Source organism: Fulvimarina uroteuthidis, assembly GCF_034321785.1.
GTDB lineage: Bacteria > Pseudomonadota > Alphaproteobacteria > Rhizobiales > Rhizobiaceae > Fulvimarina > Fulvimarina uroteuthidis.
The window spans coordinates 395,692-412,183 of the sequence record NZ_JAXLPB010000004.1 but is presented as its reverse complement, the minus strand read 5'-3'; the positions used below and the strand labels follow the sequence as shown (position 1 = coordinate 412,183).

The 16,492-nt window shown below is 66.2% G+C and carries 12 protein-coding genes and 1 riboswitch; of the genes, 9 read left to right on the top strand and 3 right to left on the bottom strand.

Features of this window, described 5'->3' with window-relative positions:
• Window positions 1-18 precede the first annotated feature (18 nt).
• Window positions 19-246: riboswitch (cobalamin riboswitch) on the bottom strand.
• Window positions 247-394: 148 nt separating this feature from the next.
• The 3 genes from U0C82_RS14140 (at window position 395) to U0C82_RS14130 (ending at window position 2,129) form a co-directional block, all read left to right on the top strand.
• A complete protein-coding gene (locus U0C82_RS14140) occupies window positions 395-880 on the top strand; it encodes an Lrp/AsnC family transcriptional regulator (RefSeq protein ID WP_322187850.1) in 486 nt (161 codons plus the stop codon).
• 134 nt (window positions 881-1,014) lie between these two features.
• Window positions 1,015-1,440 carry a hypothetical protein gene (locus tag U0C82_RS14135; RefSeq protein ID WP_322187797.1) on the top strand — a complete coding sequence of 142 codons (426 nt, stop codon included), beginning with the start codon at window positions 1,015-1,017 and terminating at the stop codon, window positions 1,438-1,440.
• Window positions 1,441-1,580: 140 nt separating this feature from the next.
• The gene (locus tag U0C82_RS14130; protein ID WP_322187796.1) at window positions 1,581-2,129 is read left to right on the top strand and encodes a copper chaperone PCu(A)C; all 549 of its coding nucleotides are present in this window, start codon (window positions 1,581-1,583) and stop codon (window positions 2,127-2,129) included.
• Window positions 2,130-2,330: 201 nt separating this feature from the next.
• Here U0C82_RS14130 and pgsA read toward each other — a convergent pair whose 3' ends face one another.
• Window positions 2,331-2,936, bottom strand: coding sequence for a CDP-diacylglycerol--glycerol-3-phosphate 3-phosphatidyltransferase (gene pgsA / locus U0C82_RS14125; protein ID WP_322187795.1), 606 nt, complete (start codon window positions 2,934-2,936; stop codon window positions 2,331-2,333).
• A gap of 105 nt (window positions 2,937-3,041) precedes the next feature.
• Window positions 3,042-5,117, bottom strand: a complete 2,076-nt coding sequence (gene uvrC / locus U0C82_RS14120) for an excinuclease ABC subunit UvrC (RefSeq protein WP_416186685.1) — start codon at window positions 5,115-5,117, stop codon at window positions 3,042-3,044.
• Window positions 5,118-5,542: 425 nt separating this feature from the next.
• Here uvrC and U0C82_RS14115 point away from each other — a divergent pair, with 425 nt between their 5' ends.
• The 6 genes from U0C82_RS14115 (at window position 5,543) to U0C82_RS14090 (ending at window position 12,361) form a co-directional block, all read left to right on the top strand.
• Complete coding sequence (locus U0C82_RS14115) at window positions 5,543-6,214, top strand: outer membrane protein (RefSeq protein ID WP_322187793.1); 672 nt, start codon at window positions 5,543-5,545, stop codon at window positions 6,212-6,214.
• Between the two features lie 103 nt (window positions 6,215-6,317).
• On the top strand, window positions 6,318-8,129 hold the full coding sequence (gene lepA, locus U0C82_RS14110; protein WP_322187792.1) for a translation elongation factor 4: 1,812 nt from the start codon (window positions 6,318-6,320) through the stop codon (window positions 8,127-8,129).
• 521 nt (window positions 8,130-8,650) lie between these two features.
• A complete protein-coding gene (locus U0C82_RS14105) occupies window positions 8,651-9,658 on the top strand; it encodes an ABC transporter substrate-binding protein (protein ID WP_416186684.1) in 1,008 nt (335 codons plus the stop codon).
• Window positions 9,659-9,699: 41 nt separating this feature from the next.
• Window positions 9,700-10,695, top strand: coding sequence for a FecCD family ABC transporter permease (locus U0C82_RS14100; RefSeq protein WP_472924704.1), 996 nt, complete (start codon window positions 9,700-9,702; stop codon window positions 10,693-10,695).
• On the top strand, window positions 10,692-11,456 hold the full coding sequence (locus U0C82_RS14095; protein ID WP_322187789.1) for an ABC transporter ATP-binding protein: 765 nt from the start codon (window positions 10,692-10,694) through the stop codon (window positions 11,454-11,456). Before U0C82_RS14100 ends, U0C82_RS14095 begins: the two co-directional genes overlap by 4 nt.
• Complete coding sequence (locus U0C82_RS14090) at window positions 11,453-12,361, top strand: DMT family transporter (RefSeq protein WP_322187788.1); 909 nt, start codon at window positions 11,453-11,455, stop codon at window positions 12,359-12,361. Before U0C82_RS14095 ends, U0C82_RS14090 begins: the two co-directional genes overlap by 4 nt.
• Before the next feature lie 681 nt (window positions 12,362-13,042).
• Here the strand turns inward: U0C82_RS14090 and uvrB are convergent.
• On the bottom strand, window positions 13,043-16,315 hold the full coding sequence (gene uvrB / locus U0C82_RS14085; RefSeq protein ID WP_416186683.1) for an excinuclease ABC subunit UvrB: 3,273 nt from the start codon (window positions 16,313-16,315) through the stop codon (window positions 13,043-13,045).
• Window positions 16,316-16,492 lie beyond the last annotated feature (177 nt).

Sequence of the window (16,492 nt, the reverse complement as noted above, 5' to 3'; positions counted from 1 at the left end):
GTCCACCCGACGGCGTTTGTTGGTGTCTCACGCTCGGCAGGTCTCCTGGCTCACGGGTCGTCGCGCTTCGCCTCCCTTCCCGATTCGCAACGATTGCGAACCAGTGGCATGAGACGGGCGCTCGCCGCTGACAGTCGCGGGGGCGGCCACGGTGGGGAACGCGCGGTCTGCGTCCGTTCCTTCCGTGTTCCCTATTATCCCTTCGCGCCGCATGGCGCGAAATGGACCGAACGAAACGGACCATAGAAGAATGCCCGGCGATTGACCACCATTCTTTCGCGCGGATCGCGCGGGCCGGGCAGGGGCGCGAGGCGGTCCCTATCGCGGGTCGCCGAGGTTCTGTATGCAGGTCCGGTGCGGTTCGATGGCCGCTGAACCTTCAAGCGAGGCGCGGATGGACCGGCTCGACAAGAAAATCCTGCGGCTCCTCCAGGCCGATTCGACGCTTGCGGTCGCCGATGTCGCCAAGCGGGTCGGCCTCTCGACGACGCCGTGCTGGCGGCGGATCCAGAAGCTGGAGGAGGAGGGCGTCATCAAGCGCCGCGTCGCGATCCTCGATCCGGACAAGGTGAACACCCGCGTCACGGTCTTCGTCTCGATCCGCACCAACTCCCATTCCACCGAATGGCTGAAGCGGTTCTCGGAGGTCGTCATCACTTTTCCCGAGGTCATCGAGTTCTACCGCATGAGCGGCGACGTCGATTATCTGCTTCGGGTGGTGGTGCCGGATATCGCGGCCTACGACGCCTTCTACAAGCGGCTGATCGAGAAGATCGAGATCCGCGATGTGTCGTCGGCGTTCGCCATGGAGCGGATCAAGTCCACGACGGAACTGCCGCTCGACTACATGGTGTTCGACAAGGAAACGCGGGACGCGTGAGGCGCCTCGGTCTCGAGCCCCTGAATGCCCGCGAGAACCGTCCGGTGATCCGCGATGCTTCCGGCGTTAACGCTCGCATGATTTGCTGTGGCGCGCGCATCGCTTTTGCGGCGGCTTCTGGTAGGCTCGTTCCCATGGCCTTTGCTCGAAAACTCCTGGCGGACCGGTCCGCGTCGGCTGCGATCGTTCTGATCGTCGCCCAGGCGCTCGTCCTGATCGGGCTTCTGCAGGGGCATGCGGGCGTATCGCATCTGGCCTCCCGCGCCCTCGAGATCGCCACCGATATCTGCACCGATGCCGGCATCATGACCATGGCGGACGGCGATCACGACGAGGATTGCTGCGACGAGCGCCATTGCGCCATCCTGTGCGCCCAGCAGGCATCGGGAGTCACGCTTGCCTCGGACATGGCGGCAGGCCCTGCGTTCGCCGGCCTTCGGCTCTGCCGCGCCGGCCGCAGCACGGGGTTCCGGGACGGCGGGCCTCAAACGCCCGGCTGGCTCGGCTCGATCGGTGCGCGCGACCCGCCGGCGGCGACGGATCTGCGACGCTCGCTCTGAAGCACCGCGGAAAATGCGGCCTTCCGGAAATCGCTTGCAGACCGTCCCGCGACCCCTCATCGCCAGAGACATCGCCCGGCCTATCGCCTTGCGCTGGAGTTGCGTCTCGAATCGTCGAATTCTTTCAGAAAGTCCAAGCCATGACATCACGGCTCATCTCGCTTGCCGGCGCGCTGCTCGCGCTTTCCTTCGCCCCGGGCGCCAGCGCCCACGACTACACGCTCGGCGATCTGTCGATCGCCCATCCCTGGACCCGCGCGACCTTGCCCAACGCACCGGTCGCGGGCGCCTATCTCTCGATCCAGAACGCCGGCAGTCAGGCCGTCACGCTCACCGGTGCCTCGACGCCCGCGGCCGAATCGGCGGAGATCCATTCCATGGAACTGATCGACGGGGTGATGAGGATGGAGAAGGTCGAGGGCGGCCTGACCATCGAGCCGGGCAAGAGCGTCACGCTCGAGCCGGGCGGCTACCACGTCATGATGATGGGGCTGGCAAAGCCGATCGAAGAGGGCGCGTTGATCCCGATGACGCTCGAATTTTCGGATGGAAAGACGCTCGATGTCGAGCTCCAGGCCGAACCCGTCGGCGTCTCCCGATCCGGCAAGACGCCCCCCGCGGGCGGCATGGACGGAATGGACCATGGCGACGGCGCCGAGCACGGCATGGATCACGGCTCCAAGGGCTGAGAATTCTCGAAGCGGGCGGGGGCATCGATCCGGTGTTCCCGTCCTTGCCCGCACCTTGGTCCTCTCCGCGCCTCTGCTTGAACGGGCGGTGCAGGCGTGCCGGGCGCGTGCGCAGCCAAGCTGCGTTTTCGCCACAACGCCGGACGTCCCATTCCCACCTTCGCCGGTCGGGCGAGGGCATGGCGCGTGCGATCGCCTCGATCAGTCCTCGATGTGCCGCAGGCCGGCGCGGAAATAGTCGTAGCCGGTCATCAAGGTGATGACGGCGGCGCCCCAGAGGAAGGCGATGCCGATCTCGGTGACGTTCGGGATCAGCTTGTCGCCGGCCGGGCCGGCCAGCAGGATGCCGATCGCGACCATCTGGAAGGTCGTCTTCCATTTGGCGAGCCGGGTGACCGGAACCGAGACCTTCAGCTCGGCGAGATATTCGCGCAGGCCCGACACCAGGATTTCCCGGCACAGGATCACGATCGCCGCCCACAGGCTCCAGCCGGCGATGGTGCCGTCGGCGGCCAGCAGCAGCAGCACGGCGGCCACCAGCAGCTTGTCCGCGATCGGGTCCAGCATGCGGCCGATGGTCGAGGTCTGCTGCCAGGCCCGCGCGAAATAGCCGTCGAAATAGTCGGTGATGGAGGCGACGATGAAGATGCCGAGCGCCGTCCAGCGGGCATAGTCGGGGCTCTTCAGCGACCCTTCCAGGAAGAAGCAGACGACCACCAGCGGCACGCAGATGATTCGCGCATAGGTCAGCAGGTTCGGCAGGCTGTAGATGGTCGATGACGAAGAGCGAATGGGTCTTGTCCTCATGGCTGGGGGCCCGAGTGAATCTGGCTTCCGTCAAAGCGCCTGGAAGGCGCCGGGTCAACCGTTTCCCGTGACAGGTGGCCCCTGGTTGCGGATTTTTTAAGATGGTCAGCCATTATCGTGGAAATGATCGTAGACGAGCCGGGCGATGGCTTCGGAAATGCCGTCCACGGCGCGCAGATCCGGCAGGCCGGCGCGCGAGACCGCTTTCGCCGTACCGAAATGCTGAAGCAGGGCGCGCTTTCGCGTCGGGCCGATGCCGGCGATCTCGTCGAGCGGGTTCTTGATCATCTCCTTCTTGCGCTTGGCCCGGTGCGTGCCGATCGCGAACCGGTGGGCCTCGTCGCGCAGGCGTTGCACGAAATAGAGCACCGGATCGCGCGGCGGCAGGGTGAAGTCCTTCGAGCCCTGAATGAAGCGCTCGCGCCCCGCATCGCGGTCGACGCCCTTGGCGACGCCGATGGTCAGAACCTGATCGGCGATGCCGAGCCCCTCGAGGATCGAGCGCACCGCCGAGATCTGGCCCTTGCCGCCATCGATCAGAACGAGATCCGGCCAGGCCGGGAACGGCGCGTCGCCGGCGTCCTCGATGTCGTCGGGATCGGTGATCCCGGCTGCCGCTTCCTTGGCCGCGCCCGGTGCCTCGTCGGCATGCTCCTTGAGGAGGCGCGAGAACCGGCGGGTCATCACCTCCTTCATCATGCCGAAATCGTCGCCGGGCGTGATCTCGGTGCTCCTGATGTTGAACTTGCGGTACTGGCTCTTCACGAAGCCTTCTTGCCCCGCGACGATCATGGCGCCCACCGCATTGGTGCCCATGATGTGGGAGTTGTCGTAGACCTCGATGCGGCGCGGGGTCCGCTCGAGCGAGAACGTCTCCTTCAGGCCCTCCAGAAGCCGGCCCTGCGAGGAGGTCTCGGCCAGCCTGCGGCCGAGCGCTTCCTTCGCATTGGACTTGGCGTGATCGACGAGGTCGCCCTTCACGCCCCGCGAGGGCGTCTCGATCTTCACCCGGCGATCCGCCTTGAGGCCGAGGGCTTCGGCGAGAAGCTCCTGATCGTCGAGCTTGATCGGCGAGAGGATCAGGCGCGGCGCGGGCTTGTCGTCGTAGAACTGGGCGATGAAGGCGCCCAGCACGGATTCGGGCTCCAGCAGCGGATCGGCCTTCGGGAAATAGGCGCGGTTGCCCCAGTTCTGGCCGGTGCGGAAGAAGAACACCTGCACGCAGGTCAGCCCGCCTTCCTGATGGATCGCGAAGACGTCCGCCTCCTCGACGCCGGACGGGTTGATCCCCTGGTGGCTCTGGACGTGGGAGAGTGCGGCGAGACGGTCGCGGTAGAGCGCGGCGCGCTCGAAGTCGAGATCGTCGGAGGCCCGCGTCATCTGCTCTGCCATGGACTGCTTCACCTGGCCGGAGCGGCCCGACAGGAACGCCTTGGCCTGCTTGACGAGGCCGCGATAGTCCTCCTCGGCGATCTCGCCGGTGCAGGGCGCAGCGCATCGCTTGATCTGGTGGAGAAGACAGGGGCGCGAGCGGCTTTCGAAGACGGAATCGGTGCAGGTGCGCAACAGGAACGCCCGCTGCAGCGAATTGATCGTCCGGTCGACGGCGCCGGCGGAGGCGAAGGGCCCGAAGAACGAACCCTTCCGGTTGCGCGCGCCGCGATGCTTGACGATCGCCGGCGCGCCGTGATCGTCGGTGACGAGAATGTAGGGAAACGATTTGTCGTCCCGCATCAGGACGTTGAAGCGCGGCTTCAGGCGCTTGATCAGATTGGCTTCGAGGAGCAGGGCCTCGGTTTCGGTGCGGGTGGTGACGAACTCCATCTGCCGGGTCAGCCGGATCATGCGGGCGATCCGCTGGGTATGGCCGCCGAGCCGGGCATAGTTGCCGACACGTTTCTTCAGGGAACGCGCCTTGCCGACATACAGGACCTCGCCACCCGCGCCGAACATGCGGTAGACGCCCGGCTGGTTCGGCAGGCGCTTGACGAGAAAGGCGATCAGTTCCGCGCCTTCCAGATCGTCGCTCTCGGCCTTGCCGGCATCGTTCCAGTCGATGGATTTCAGAAGCGCGGCCGCCGCCTCGCCGAGCGTCTCAGCCTCTGCGTCGGACGCGTCGATGGCCTCGGCGTCTGGGCTTTCGTCCTCGGGATCGAAATCGGTGTCGGGCATGTCGTCCATGTCGGATTGGCGTGGTTCAAGGCCCCGTCCGGAATGGCGGGAAAAGCGCTGGGGCCGGGATCGGGAGCGGGTAGGGCGCGTTGCGGTCATCGTCGGGTCCCGCTCCATATAGGGGACGGAGGCGGGATTGTTGAGGTTTCGTCATCGCCCGCAATGTTCGATTTCGCGCAAGGCGGCGCCATGGCGCGCGGCCCCGGACGCGTCCCGATCGGTTCGGCTCCGGCATGAAGCGTGCCTTGCCGGCCACAGTCGCCATCAAAGTGCGATTGTGGCATGATTGTGCTGGACAGGGCCTTCAGTCCTGCCGCCGCGATGCCATCTAGATGTGGCAACGGTCGCGATCCTGCCGGACATCGACGCATGATTCGGGTCGCCGACGCGGTGCCTCGACAGAGGGTTCGCAACATCGAACGGGAGCAAATGCCTTGCCACCGAGAACGACGCTTTTCCTGGCCGCTCTCCTTTCGGCACTGCCCGCGACCGCGTACGCCCAAGGGGCGATGCCGGCTGCCGGCGAAGCCCTGTTCCCCGACGCCCGCATGCCGGACAGCGCGCCGCCCGTCGCCATCTGGTCGGGCCCCTATGCCGGTACGTTCGTCGGCTACAACGTGTCGCGCTACGACGATCTGCGCGGCGCTTCGGTCAGCGGCGAGGGCGTGTCCGGCGGTGCCTATGGCGGCTTCAACCTGCAGAGCGGCGCGCTCGTCTACGGCATCGAGGGCGATATCGGCGGCTCGGGCTACGACGCGATCGGGCGCAACGCGGTCGGCAACCGGGACGTCTCCGGCGAATCCAACGTCTTCGGATCCCTGCGCGGCCGCGTCGGCGTCGATGTCGATCCATTCCTGATCTACGGCACCGGTGGCCTTGCGGTCGCCAGGTCCGAACTCTCGCTCGGGTCCGCCTCCGATTCGCGGACCAGCGTCGGCTATACGCTCGGCGCCGGCGTCGAGGCGAAGATCACCGATACGATCGATACCCGTCTCGAATACCGCTATTCCGACTATGGTTCGCAGACCTACGATCTCGGCAATACCAGCGTTTCCTCCGGTTTCGACGAGCATTCGGTGCGCGCGGGCGTCAGCCTCAAATTCTGATTTTGTAAACCGAAACGGGAAAGCGGACGGACGCGGCAATTTCCGCAAGCGACCCCGCTTCCATAAAATTGTTCAAAACTCTATATCGGGCGGCATGAGCACCATGCCCGCCAACACACCGCTTTCGCGCATCCGCAATTTCTCGATCGTCGCCCATATCGACCACGGGAAATCGACCCTTGCCGACCGTCTGATCCAGAGCACGGGCGGCCTCGAAGTCCGTGACATGAAAGAGCAAGTGCTCGACAGCATGGATATCGAGCGCGAGCGCGGCATCACCATCAAGGCGCAGACCGTGCGCCTGCACTATACCGCCAAGGACGGCGAGACCTACGTCCTCAACCTCATCGACACGCCGGGCCACGTCGACTTCGCCTACGAGGTCTCGCGCTCGCTCGCGGCCTGCGAGGGCGCGCTGCTGGTGGTGGATGCCGCGCAAGGGGTGGAGGCGCAGACGCTCGCCAACGTCTATCTCGCCCTCGACAACAATCTTGACATCGTCCCGGTCCTCAACAAGATCGACCTGCCCGCCGCCGAGCCCGACAAGGTGAAGGAGCAGATCGAGGACGTCATCGGCATCGATGCGTCGGACGCGGTGATGATCTCGGCCAAGTCCGGCCTCGGCATCGAGGACGTGCTGGAGGCCATCGTCACGCGCCTTCCGGCGCCCAAGGAAGGCGATCGCGCAGCGCCGCTGAAGGCGATGCTCGTCGACAGCTGGTACGATGCCTATCTCGGCGTCATCGTCCTCGTCCGCATCATCGACGGCGAGCTGAAGAAGGGCCAGATCATCCGCATGATGGGCACGGACGTGAAATATCCGGTGGACCGGGTCGGCGTCTTCACCCCCAAGATGGTCCAGGTCGACGCGCTCGGCCCCGGCGAGCTCGGATTCATCACCGCCTCCATCAAGGAGGTCGCCGATACCCGCGTCGGCGATACGATCACCGAGGACAAGCGCCAGACCGCGACCATGCTGCCGGGCTTCAAGCCGGCGCAGCCCGTCGTGTTCTGCGGCCTTTTCCCGGTCGATGCCGCCGATTTCGACGATCTGCGCGCCGCCATGGGCAAATTGCGCCTCAACGACGCATCGTTCAGCTACGAGATGGAATCCTCCGCCGCCCTCGGCTTCGGCTTCCGCTGCGGCTTTCTCGGGCTCTTGCATCTCGAGATCGTCCAGGAGCGCCTCAGCCGCGAGTTCGACCTCGACCTGATCGCGACCGCCCCCTCGGTGGTCTACGATATCCGGATGACGAACGGCGATCTCATCCAGCTGCACAATCCGGCCGACATGCCGGACGTGGTCAAGATCGACCATATCGCCGAGCCCTGGATCAAGGCGACGATCCTGACGCCCGACGACTATCTCGGGCCGATCCTGCAGCTGTGCCAGGAGCGGCGCGGCATTCAGGTGGACCTGTCCTATGTCGGCAAGCGCGCGCTCGTCTCCTACGAGCTGCCGCTCAACGAGGTCGTGTTCGACTTCTACGACCGGTTGAAGTCGATCTCGAAGGGCTATGCCTCCTTCGATTACCAGATGGTCGACTATCGCGAGGGCGATCTCGTCAAGATGGGCATTCTCGTCAATGCCGAGCCGGTGGACGCGCTGTCCATGCTGGTGCACCGCGCCCAGGCCGAGAAGCGCGGCCGGATCATGTGCGAGAAGCTGAAGGAGCTGATCCCCAACCATCTGTTCAAGATCCCGATCCAGGCCGCCATCGGCGGCAAGGTGATCGCCCGCGAAACCATCTCGGCGCTCCGCAAGGACGTGACGGCCAAGTGCTATGGCGGCGACGCCACCCGCAAGCGCAAGCTCCTCGACAAGCAGAAGGAGGGCAAGAAGCGCATGCGCCAGTTCGGCAAGGTGGAAATCCCGCAGGAAGCCTTCATCGCCGCCCTCAAGATGGATAGCTGACCGCGCGCCGTTTGCACCCGATTGCCTGTCAACCAGCGGCGGAACACGTGTGTTTGAACGGTCGCATTAACGTTTCGTTCAGCCTGCTCGCCCACCCTCCCGGTATCCATACCAACCGGAGAGGGGAACATCCGACATGCAGAAATTCAAGCGCTCACCCAATCTCGGCATCACCGCCGCCTTCATGCTCGCAGCGCTCCCCGTCGCGCTGATGATGCTCGCGGGCTGAGGCTTCGTTGGCATGGCATGAAAGACCAATTTTTCGGTGGTAGACCTGTTAGCGAGTTCAAGCCATACGAATCCATCTGCAAAAGATGCATATCCGGCCCTGTACGGTTCAAGATCCATCCGATCCCTCAAATCCCGAAGGCCGAACTGCTGGCGGCGGGTCAAAGCTTTTCCGGCGCGTCCGCTGCTTGGTCGTTCGATCTGCGGTGAAATCTTGAGCGTTGAGCTCTTGTTTTCGACATGGCGCCGCAATACGGAAGGGGAAATTTCCTTCTCGGACGATGGATATGGACATGCTGAACAGAAGTCTTGTCGCCACCTGTGGTTTTGCCCTGGCGCTTTGCACCCCGGTGCTGGCCGAGCCGACGAGCTACCCGCTGACGATCGAGAATTGCGGGCAGGCGGTCGTCTTCGACAAGGCGCCCGAACGCGCCGTCGCGCTCGGACAGAACAGCGCCGAGGTCATGCTGCTGCTGGGGCTGGAGGACCGGATGGCCGCCACCGCGTTCTGGCCGAACAAGGTTTTGCCCGAACTCGCGGCCGCCAACGAGACGGTAGAGGTGCTGACCGTCGAATTCCCGACGCTCGAGGCGGTCCTGTCGAAGCAGCCCGATTTCGTCGCCTCGATGCTGACGACGCTGATGGGGCCGGACAGCAAGGTCGCCAAGCGCGAAGATTTCGAACGTCTCGGCGTTCCGACCTATCTGTCGCCGAGCGCCTGCTCCACGACGCTGGACGCCAACGATGCCTATGGCAGCCGCGGCGATTTGTGGACCATGGACCTCCTCTACAAGGAGATCGAGGATCTTGCGCGGATCTTCGACGTGGCGGGCCGCGGACAGGCCCTGATCGAGGATTTCAAGGCACGCGAGGCCGCCCTGCGCGCCGAGTTCGGTGACCGGGAGGACCTGACCTTCCTGTTCTGGTTCTCCAGCCCGTCGCCTGCGGACGACGCCTATCTGGGCGGTGGCAACGGGCCGTCCGGCTATATCGCCGACATTCTGGGCGGATCGAACGCGGTGAAGACCGAGGCCGAATGGCCGACGCTCGGCTGGGAAGGGATCATGGCCGCCGACCCCACCATCTTCGTCGCCTCTCAGGTGGACCGCGACCGCTGGGAACTGGACAATGCGGACGCGAAGATCGCCTATCTGACTTCCGATCCGACCGTCAGCCAGATGGAGGCCGTGAAGGCCGGGCGGATCGTGGTGATGAGCGGCGCGGCGATGAACCCGAGCATCCGCACGCTTTACGGCGCCGAGCAGGTCGCCGAGCAGTTGCGGACCCTCGATCTGCCGTGACGACACCGAGGGAAGCGGAACGAGGGGCCGGTGGGCTCGTCCTGTTCCTGGTCCTGTTCATCGTGGCGCTCGGCTTCGCGGTCGCTCTGGCGACCGCCATCGGCGATTACAGTATCGGGCTCGGCACGGTGGTCCTTGCGATCACCAACGGGTTCGGCCTGACCGATGCCGACATTCCGCCGATCCAGGAGAGCGTGATCTGGGATCTGCGGCTGAGCCGCGCGCTGGTGGCCGCGCTTGCCGGCGCCGGCCTCGCGCTCTGCGGTGCCATCCTTCAGGCGCTGCTGCGCAACGCCCTGGCCGAACCTTTCGTCCTCGGCGTCTCCGCCGGCGCTTCGACCGGGGCGGTCTGCGTGATCGTCCTCGGCATCGGGGCGGGCGGCCTGTCGCTTTCGATGGGGGCCTTCGCCGGCGCCTTCGCCGCCTTCGCCGTCGTCGCCGTCCTTTCCAACGGCGCAACGAGCGGACCCAACCATACGATCCTCGCCGGGGTCGCGGCCGCACAGCTCTTCAACGCCCTGACCTCCTACATCGTCACCACCTCCGGCAACGCCCAGCAGGCACGCGACGTCATGTTCTGGCTGCTCGGCAGTTTCGGCGGCGTGCGCTGGCCCGATTTCCAGCTTCTCATCGGAGTGGTGGTGCTGGGGCTCGCCATCTGCCTGTGGATGGCCCGCGCGCTCGACGCCTTCACCTTCGGCGACGAGGATGCGGCGGCGCTCGGCGTTCCGGTGGCGCGCATTCGGCTGGTGTTGTTCGCCGTCACCGCCATGATCACGGCGACGATCGTCAGCATGGTCGGCGCCATCGGCTTCGTCGGTCTCGTCGTGCCCCATGCGGCCCGTTACGTCGTCGGGCCGACGCATCTGCGCCTGCTGCCCGCCTGCGCGGCGGTCGGGGCGGTCTTCATGGTTCTGGCGGATATCGTCTCGCGTATCGTCGTCACCCAGCAGACCGTGCCGATCGGCGTCGTCACCGCGCTTGTCGGCGTCCCGTTCTTCGCCCTCATCCTCTATCGTTCACGGCCAAAGACATGACGATCGTCGCCAGCAATCTCATCTGGGGCGTGGGCCCGAAGACCATCGTGCGCGATGTCTCCCTGTCCGTGTGCGGCGGCGAGACGCTCGGGCTGATCGGTCCGAACGGATCGGGCAAGTCCTCGCTCCTGCGCCTGCTTTCGGGGTTGAAGCGCCCTCGCTCGGGACGGGTGGAAATCAACGGCCGGGACGTCGCGCGGGTCTCGCGCCGCAACCTGGCGCGCGAGGTCGCGTTCGTGCAGCAGAACGCGGCAACCGATACCAACGTGTCCGTTCGCGACGTGGTCCGGCTGGGCCGCACCCCGCACCGCTCCGCGCTGGGTGGCTGGTCGTCCGCCGACGAGGCTGCCGTATCGGCCGCTCTGGCGCAAGTCGACATGCACGGGCGACGCGCGCAGGCCTGGCAGACGCTGTCGGGCGGCGAACGCCAGCGGGTCCACATCGCACGGGCACTGGCGCAGTCGCCCACGATCCTATTCCTCGACGAGCCGACCAACCATCTCGACATCCACCACCAGATCGAGATCCTGCGCATGGTGCGCGACCTCGACGTGACAAGCATCGTGGCGCTGCACGACCTGAACCTCGCCGCCATGTTCTGCGACAGGATCGTGGTGATGCAGGAGGGCGCGCTGGTGGCATGCGGGCCGCCGGCCGCGGTGCTGAACCAGGCCCTGCTCAGACAGGTCTTCCGCATCGAGGCGGAGGTGATCGAGCTTTCGGGGTCCGGCCGGCCGCACATCCGGTTCTGCAGCCTTTGAGCGGCAAGCGCGGAGCGTTCCGCCTTCCGGCAGCGGGCGAGGCTCTCGGCGTCTGGCTGCGCGTCGGCTCCACGTTCGCTTTCGCCGTGATGGGCGTTTGCATCAAGGCCCTGGGCGGCTCGGTGCCGCTGGGACAGATCGTGTTCTTCCGCTCGGCGGTGGCGCTTCTGCCCCTGGTGCTCTTCTTGTGGTGGAGCAGCGGTTTCCCGCACGGTCTGGCCACGCGCCGTCCGTTCGGGCATCTCTGGCGTTCGCTTCTCGGAGCCTGCGCGATGTTCACCGCCTTCGCGACGATCCACCTGCTTCCGCTCGCGGAAGCGACGCTTCTGTCCTATCTCGCCCCCGTGATGCTGGCGCTTCTGGGGTGGGGGCTTTTGGGAGAACGGCTCGGCATGCGACGGTTCGGCGGTATCCTGCTCGGTCTTTGCGGCGGCGTGGCCTTCTGCCTGCCCGCACTTTCGGGGACCCTCTCCCAAGGCGCGCTTCCCGGCTTCCTGCTGGGGCTGGCGACGGCGGTCCTCACGGCCGGCGCCCTGATTCAGGTTCGCCGCCTGACCCTCGCCGGCGAAAGTGCCGGCGCGATCGCATTCTGGTTTGCCGTCGTCTCGGCCGTGACGGGGCTGGCGACGCTGCCGTTCGGCTGGATCGTGCCGGGCTCCCGCGAGGCGGCGCTGCTGCTCGGCTCGGGCCTTGCCGGCGGGATCGCGCATATCCTGATGACGCTGTCCTTCCGCCATGCAGAGGCCACGGCGCTTGCACCATTCGAATATCTGTCGATCCTGTGGGCCGCCGCCGCCGGTGCCCTGTTCTTCGCGGAGGTTCCGGACTGGGCGTTCTTCGTCGCCTTGCCCCTGATCCTTGCCGGCTCCCTCGTCTCCCTGCCGAAGGGACAAAGGGTCCGCTGAACCAAGGTCCGGAACCGGAGCGCCAGCTCATGTCTCAAGGGTCCGGTCGCGATCGCGTCGCGGGCCTGTCCGGTTCGGGTAGCGTAAGGGTCGCGCGTCTGTCGCCCAGACCGAACACGGCGGCGCGGGGCTCCACCCTGATCAATGTCCAGCCCTCGATGGTCTCGCCAATGCGCAGGGAACGAGAGGGATCGCCTTCGGACATCCGGACGATCGCGCGTTCATCGCCCGGCCCCAGAACGATCCCGAAAAGCGCGGCGGACGGAGGCGAAGGCGGCGAAGGTGCGACGACCGGGGCCGGCGGCGGCGGTTCGGGCACGCGCATCTCGGCTGGCGGCCGGCGGCTCGGAACGAAAAGCGGTCTCTCCCGCGTCGCCTTCAGGCGATCGAGGCTCAATGGGCTCGGGTCGCCCAAATGCTCCGAATTCCCGATCCCGTCGAGGGATGACAAGCTGCCGGTTGCGCCCGAGCCCGGCTCGAACGGTTGTATCGAAACCCCATCGGTCGCTTCGAACGACCAGGCCTGCGCGCTGACCAGGAACCCGGCAAGAGCCGTGAACGCAGCCGACCGGCGTCTGCAGGGCGAAGATATCGGCCTCGATGCGGTGCGGGGCGCAGCCGCGATCCGCCATGCCTGCAGGCCGCGAGAATGGGGTGCCGGGTTGCGGTCATCGTCCGTGTTCACCGGCCCGGCCGTCCGGTCTTGCTCGGCCGCCGCTTCCGCCGCTTCTCATCCCCTTCATCCTCGTAACTTCCCCGCCCGATCCGTTCGCGGCGGATCGGGGCTGCGTCATTGGTGGAGTCGGGCTTCGAGGGTGCACGCAGGGCCGCCGGGGACGGGTCCGGCTTCTTCGGCACGGGCTTGCCGGTCGGCTTTTCCGTGCGGCCGACGGTCATCTCGTCGAGCGAGTTCTTGCGGAACAGCGACCCGTCCGGGCCGGCGTCCCGGTCAGCGGCGGCGGGGCGGCCTGCGGGTTTCACGGCGTCCGTGCCGGGTCCCATGTCATCCAATGACGGCTTGCGGAAGAGCGAGGGTGGGGGGTCGACCCGGCCTTCGCCGCGCGGTTTCAGCGGTTCGCCGCGCGGGCCGAAGCGTTCGCCGCCGACCGGGCCGCGATCGCGCTTGGCTTTCTTGTTGTATTTCGACCGGCCGGAGGCGGGGGACATGCTCTCCTCCTCGAGCGCAATGGCCGCGGTCAGCGGATCGGCGTCGTCGACGGCGTTGCCCTTGCTCCTCCCGCCTTTGGAGGCCGAACCGCCGGCATCGCCGCCGAATTCCAGCTCCTTGGCCTGCAGCTTCTTGATCTCGTCGCGCAGGCGCGCGGCCTTCTCGAAGTCGAGATCGGCGGCGGAGACGCGCATCTCCTTTTCCAGATGCTCGATATGGGCGCGCAGATTGTTGCCCACATAGGCGCCTTCGCCGGCACCCGCGCTGCCGACATCGACGCGCACATGGTCCTTCTCGTAATAGCTGTCGAGAATATCGGCGATCCTGGCCTTCACCGATTGCGGCGTGATGCCGTTCGCGGCGTTGTAGGCTTCCTGCTTCTCGCGGCGCCGATCGGTCTCGGCGATGGCGCGCTCCATCGAGCCGGTCTTGTTGTCGGCATAGAGGATCACCTTGCCGTCGATATTGCGCGCGGCGCGGCCGATGGTCTGGATCAGCGAGGTTTCCGAACGCAGGAAACCCTCCTTGTCGGCGTCGAGGATGGCGACGAGCCCGCATTCGGGAATGTCCAGCCCCTCGCGCAACAGGTTGATGCCGACGAGAACGTCGAACGCGCCGAGGCGCAGGTCGCGGATGATCTCGATGCGCTCCAGCGTGTCGATGTCCGAATGCATGTAGCGGACCTTGACGCCCTGCTCGTGCAGATATTCGGTGAGGTCCTCGGCCATGCGCTTGGTGAGGACGGTGACGAGCACGCGGTAGCCCTTGTCCACGGTCTCGCGGATTTCGCCGAGAAGATCGTCGACCTGGGTGCGGGCGGGGCGAATCTCCACCGGCGGATCGGTGAGGCCGGTGGGACGGATGACCTGCTCGGCGAAGACGCCGCCGGATTCTTCCATCTCCCACTTGGACGGCGTCGCCGATACCGCGACCGTCTGCGGCCGCATGGCGTCCCACTCCTCGAAGCGAAGGGGGCGGTTGTCCATGCAGGAGGGCAGGCGGAAGCCGTATTCGGCCAGCGTCGCCTTGCGCCGGAAGTCGCCGCGATACATGGCGCCGATCTGCGGCACGGTGACATGGCTCTCATCGATAAAGACAAGGGCGTTGTCGGGCAGATATTCGAACAGGGTCGGCGGCGGATGGCCGGGCTGGCGGCCGGTCAGATAGCGCGAATAGTTCTCGATGCCGGGGCAGGAGCCGGTGGCCTCGATCATCTCGATGTCGAAGCGCGTGCGCTGTTCCAGCCTTTGGGCTTCCAGAAGCCGCCCGGCCTTTTCCAGCTCCACCAGCCGGTGGCGCAGCTCCTCCTTGATGGATTTCACCGCCTGGTTCAGCGTCGGGCGCGGCGTCACATAGTGCGAATTGGCGTAGATCTTGACGCTCTTCAGATCGTCCGTCTTCCTGCCCGTCAGCGGGTCGAACTCTTGGATGCTCTCGATCTCGTCGCCGAACATGGAGATGCGCCAGGCGGCATCCTCCAGATGGGCGGGAAAGATCTCGATCGTATCGCCGCGCACGCGGAAGGAGCCGCGCTGGAAATCCATGTCCCGGCGCTTGTACTGCTGGGCGACGAGATCGGCGAGAAGCTGGCGCTGGTCCAGCCGGTCGCCCACCGCCATCTGGAACGTCATCGCCGTATAGGTCTCGACCGAACCGATACCGTAGATGCAGGACACCGAGGCGACGATGATGACGTCGTCGCGCTCCAAGAGCGCGCGGGTCGCGGCATGGCGCATCCGGTCGATCTGCTCGTTGATCGAGGATTCCTTCTCGATGAAGGTGTCGGAGCGCGGCACGTAGGCTTCGGGCTGGTAATAGTCGTAATAGGAGACGAAGTACTCGACCGCATTGTCGGGGAAGAACGCCTTGAACTCGCCGTAGAGCTGGGCGGCCAGCGTCTTGTTGGGCGCGAGGATCAGCGCCGGGCGCTGGGTTTCCTCGATCACGTTGGCGACGGTGAAGGTCTTGCCCGAACCGGTGACCCCGAGCAGCGTCTGGGTCTTGTCCCGGTCGGAAATGCCGGCGACGAGATCCCGGATCGCGGTCGGCTGGTCGCCCTTCGGCGTGTAGTCGGACGCGATGCGGAACGGCACGCCGCCCTCGGACTTGTCGGGCCGCGGCGGGCGGTGGGGCAGCCAGACCTCGCCGTTCTTGATGAGCGGGTTGCCTTCCGAGATTAGTCGGGTGAGGGCTTCGACGGTGGCGGTGACGCCGCCTTCGGGCAGGCTCTTGGCATCCTCCAGCGAGACGTCCATGCCCGCGACCGGGTTGAGGCCGGCGGCGGCGCGCTCCCGCGGGTCGGAGGTCGCGCCCATGGAGGTGCCGCGCGCGGTGCGGGCGGGTTTTGGATCCTTCGAGCTCGCGCTGCCGCCACTGCGTGCCTTGGCTCCGCCGGGGCGGGCTGGCTGCGCGGCGGAAGTTCGGCCCTGTCTCGCTTCGCTCGCGGCACCGGTCCTTGCATGATCGACGGTTGCGTCCTCGGCGGATGTCTTCGGCTGTTCGCCGGCTTGCCCTGGGTCCTGATCGGCGTCCGCCGCGCGCTCGGCGCGGGTTTCGGTGGTCTTCGCGATCGCCTCGGCCCAGGAGCCGATCGGCCCGGAAAAGGCCTCCGACGCGTCGAACGCGGCCTGGGGGGCTTCGCCGAACCCCGACGGCTCCGCGGCCTTCGGCGCGTCCGCCTTGGTCCCGCGCCGTGCCGGAGCCGTGGGGTCGAACACGTCTTCCCCGCCGTCGGGCTCGGCGGATTTCGGTTGGCGCGGCGGGGTCTTGCGGGGTCTTGAAGCCATCCTTGCGATATAGAGGAGGACCGGCGGGATTTGAAGCGCGGCTCTACGTCCGGTCGGCGGTTCTCCCGCGCCTCGCGCCGCCGCGCACGGCCACCTTGGCGGGGCAGGCGGCAACCTGGCCGATTTGCCTCACGAAAGCTTGTCGCGGTATAGCCGATGGACGCCGTATCGATCCGC

What these genes read in the sequence shown, in the direction of transcription:
- U0C82_RS14140 (WP_322187850.1), top strand. Translation starts at nt 395, where the DNA reads ATGGACCGGCTCGACAAGAAAATCCTGCGGCTCCTCCAGGCCGATTCG.
- pgsA (WP_322187795.1), bottom strand. Translation starts at nt 2,936, where the DNA reads ATGAGGACAAGACCCATTCGCTCTTCGTCATCGACCATCTACAGCCTG.
- U0C82_RS14130 (WP_322187796.1), top strand. Translation starts at nt 1,581, where the DNA reads ATGACATCACGGCTCATCTCGCTTGCCGGCGCGCTGCTCGCGCTTTCC.
- U0C82_RS14135 (WP_322187797.1), top strand. Translation starts at nt 1,015, where the DNA reads ATGGCCTTTGCTCGAAAACTCCTGGCGGACCGGTCCGCGTCGGCTGCG.
- U0C82_RS14105 (WP_416186684.1), top strand. Translation starts at nt 8,651, where the DNA reads ATGCTGAACAGAAGTCTTGTCGCCACCTGTGGTTTTGCCCTGGCGCTT.
- lepA (WP_322187792.1), top strand. Translation starts at nt 6,318, where the DNA reads ATGCCCGCCAACACACCGCTTTCGCGCATCCGCAATTTCTCGATCGTC.
- uvrC (WP_416186685.1), bottom strand. Translation starts at nt 5,117, where the DNA reads ATGGACGACATGCCCGACACCGATTTCGATCCCGAGGACGAAAGCCCA.
- uvrB (WP_416186683.1), bottom strand. Translation starts at nt 16,315, where the DNA reads ATGGCTTCAAGACCCCGCAAGACCCCGCCGCGCCAACCGAAATCCGCC.
- U0C82_RS14095 (WP_322187789.1), top strand. Translation starts at nt 10,692, where the DNA reads ATGACGATCGTCGCCAGCAATCTCATCTGGGGCGTGGGCCCGAAGACC.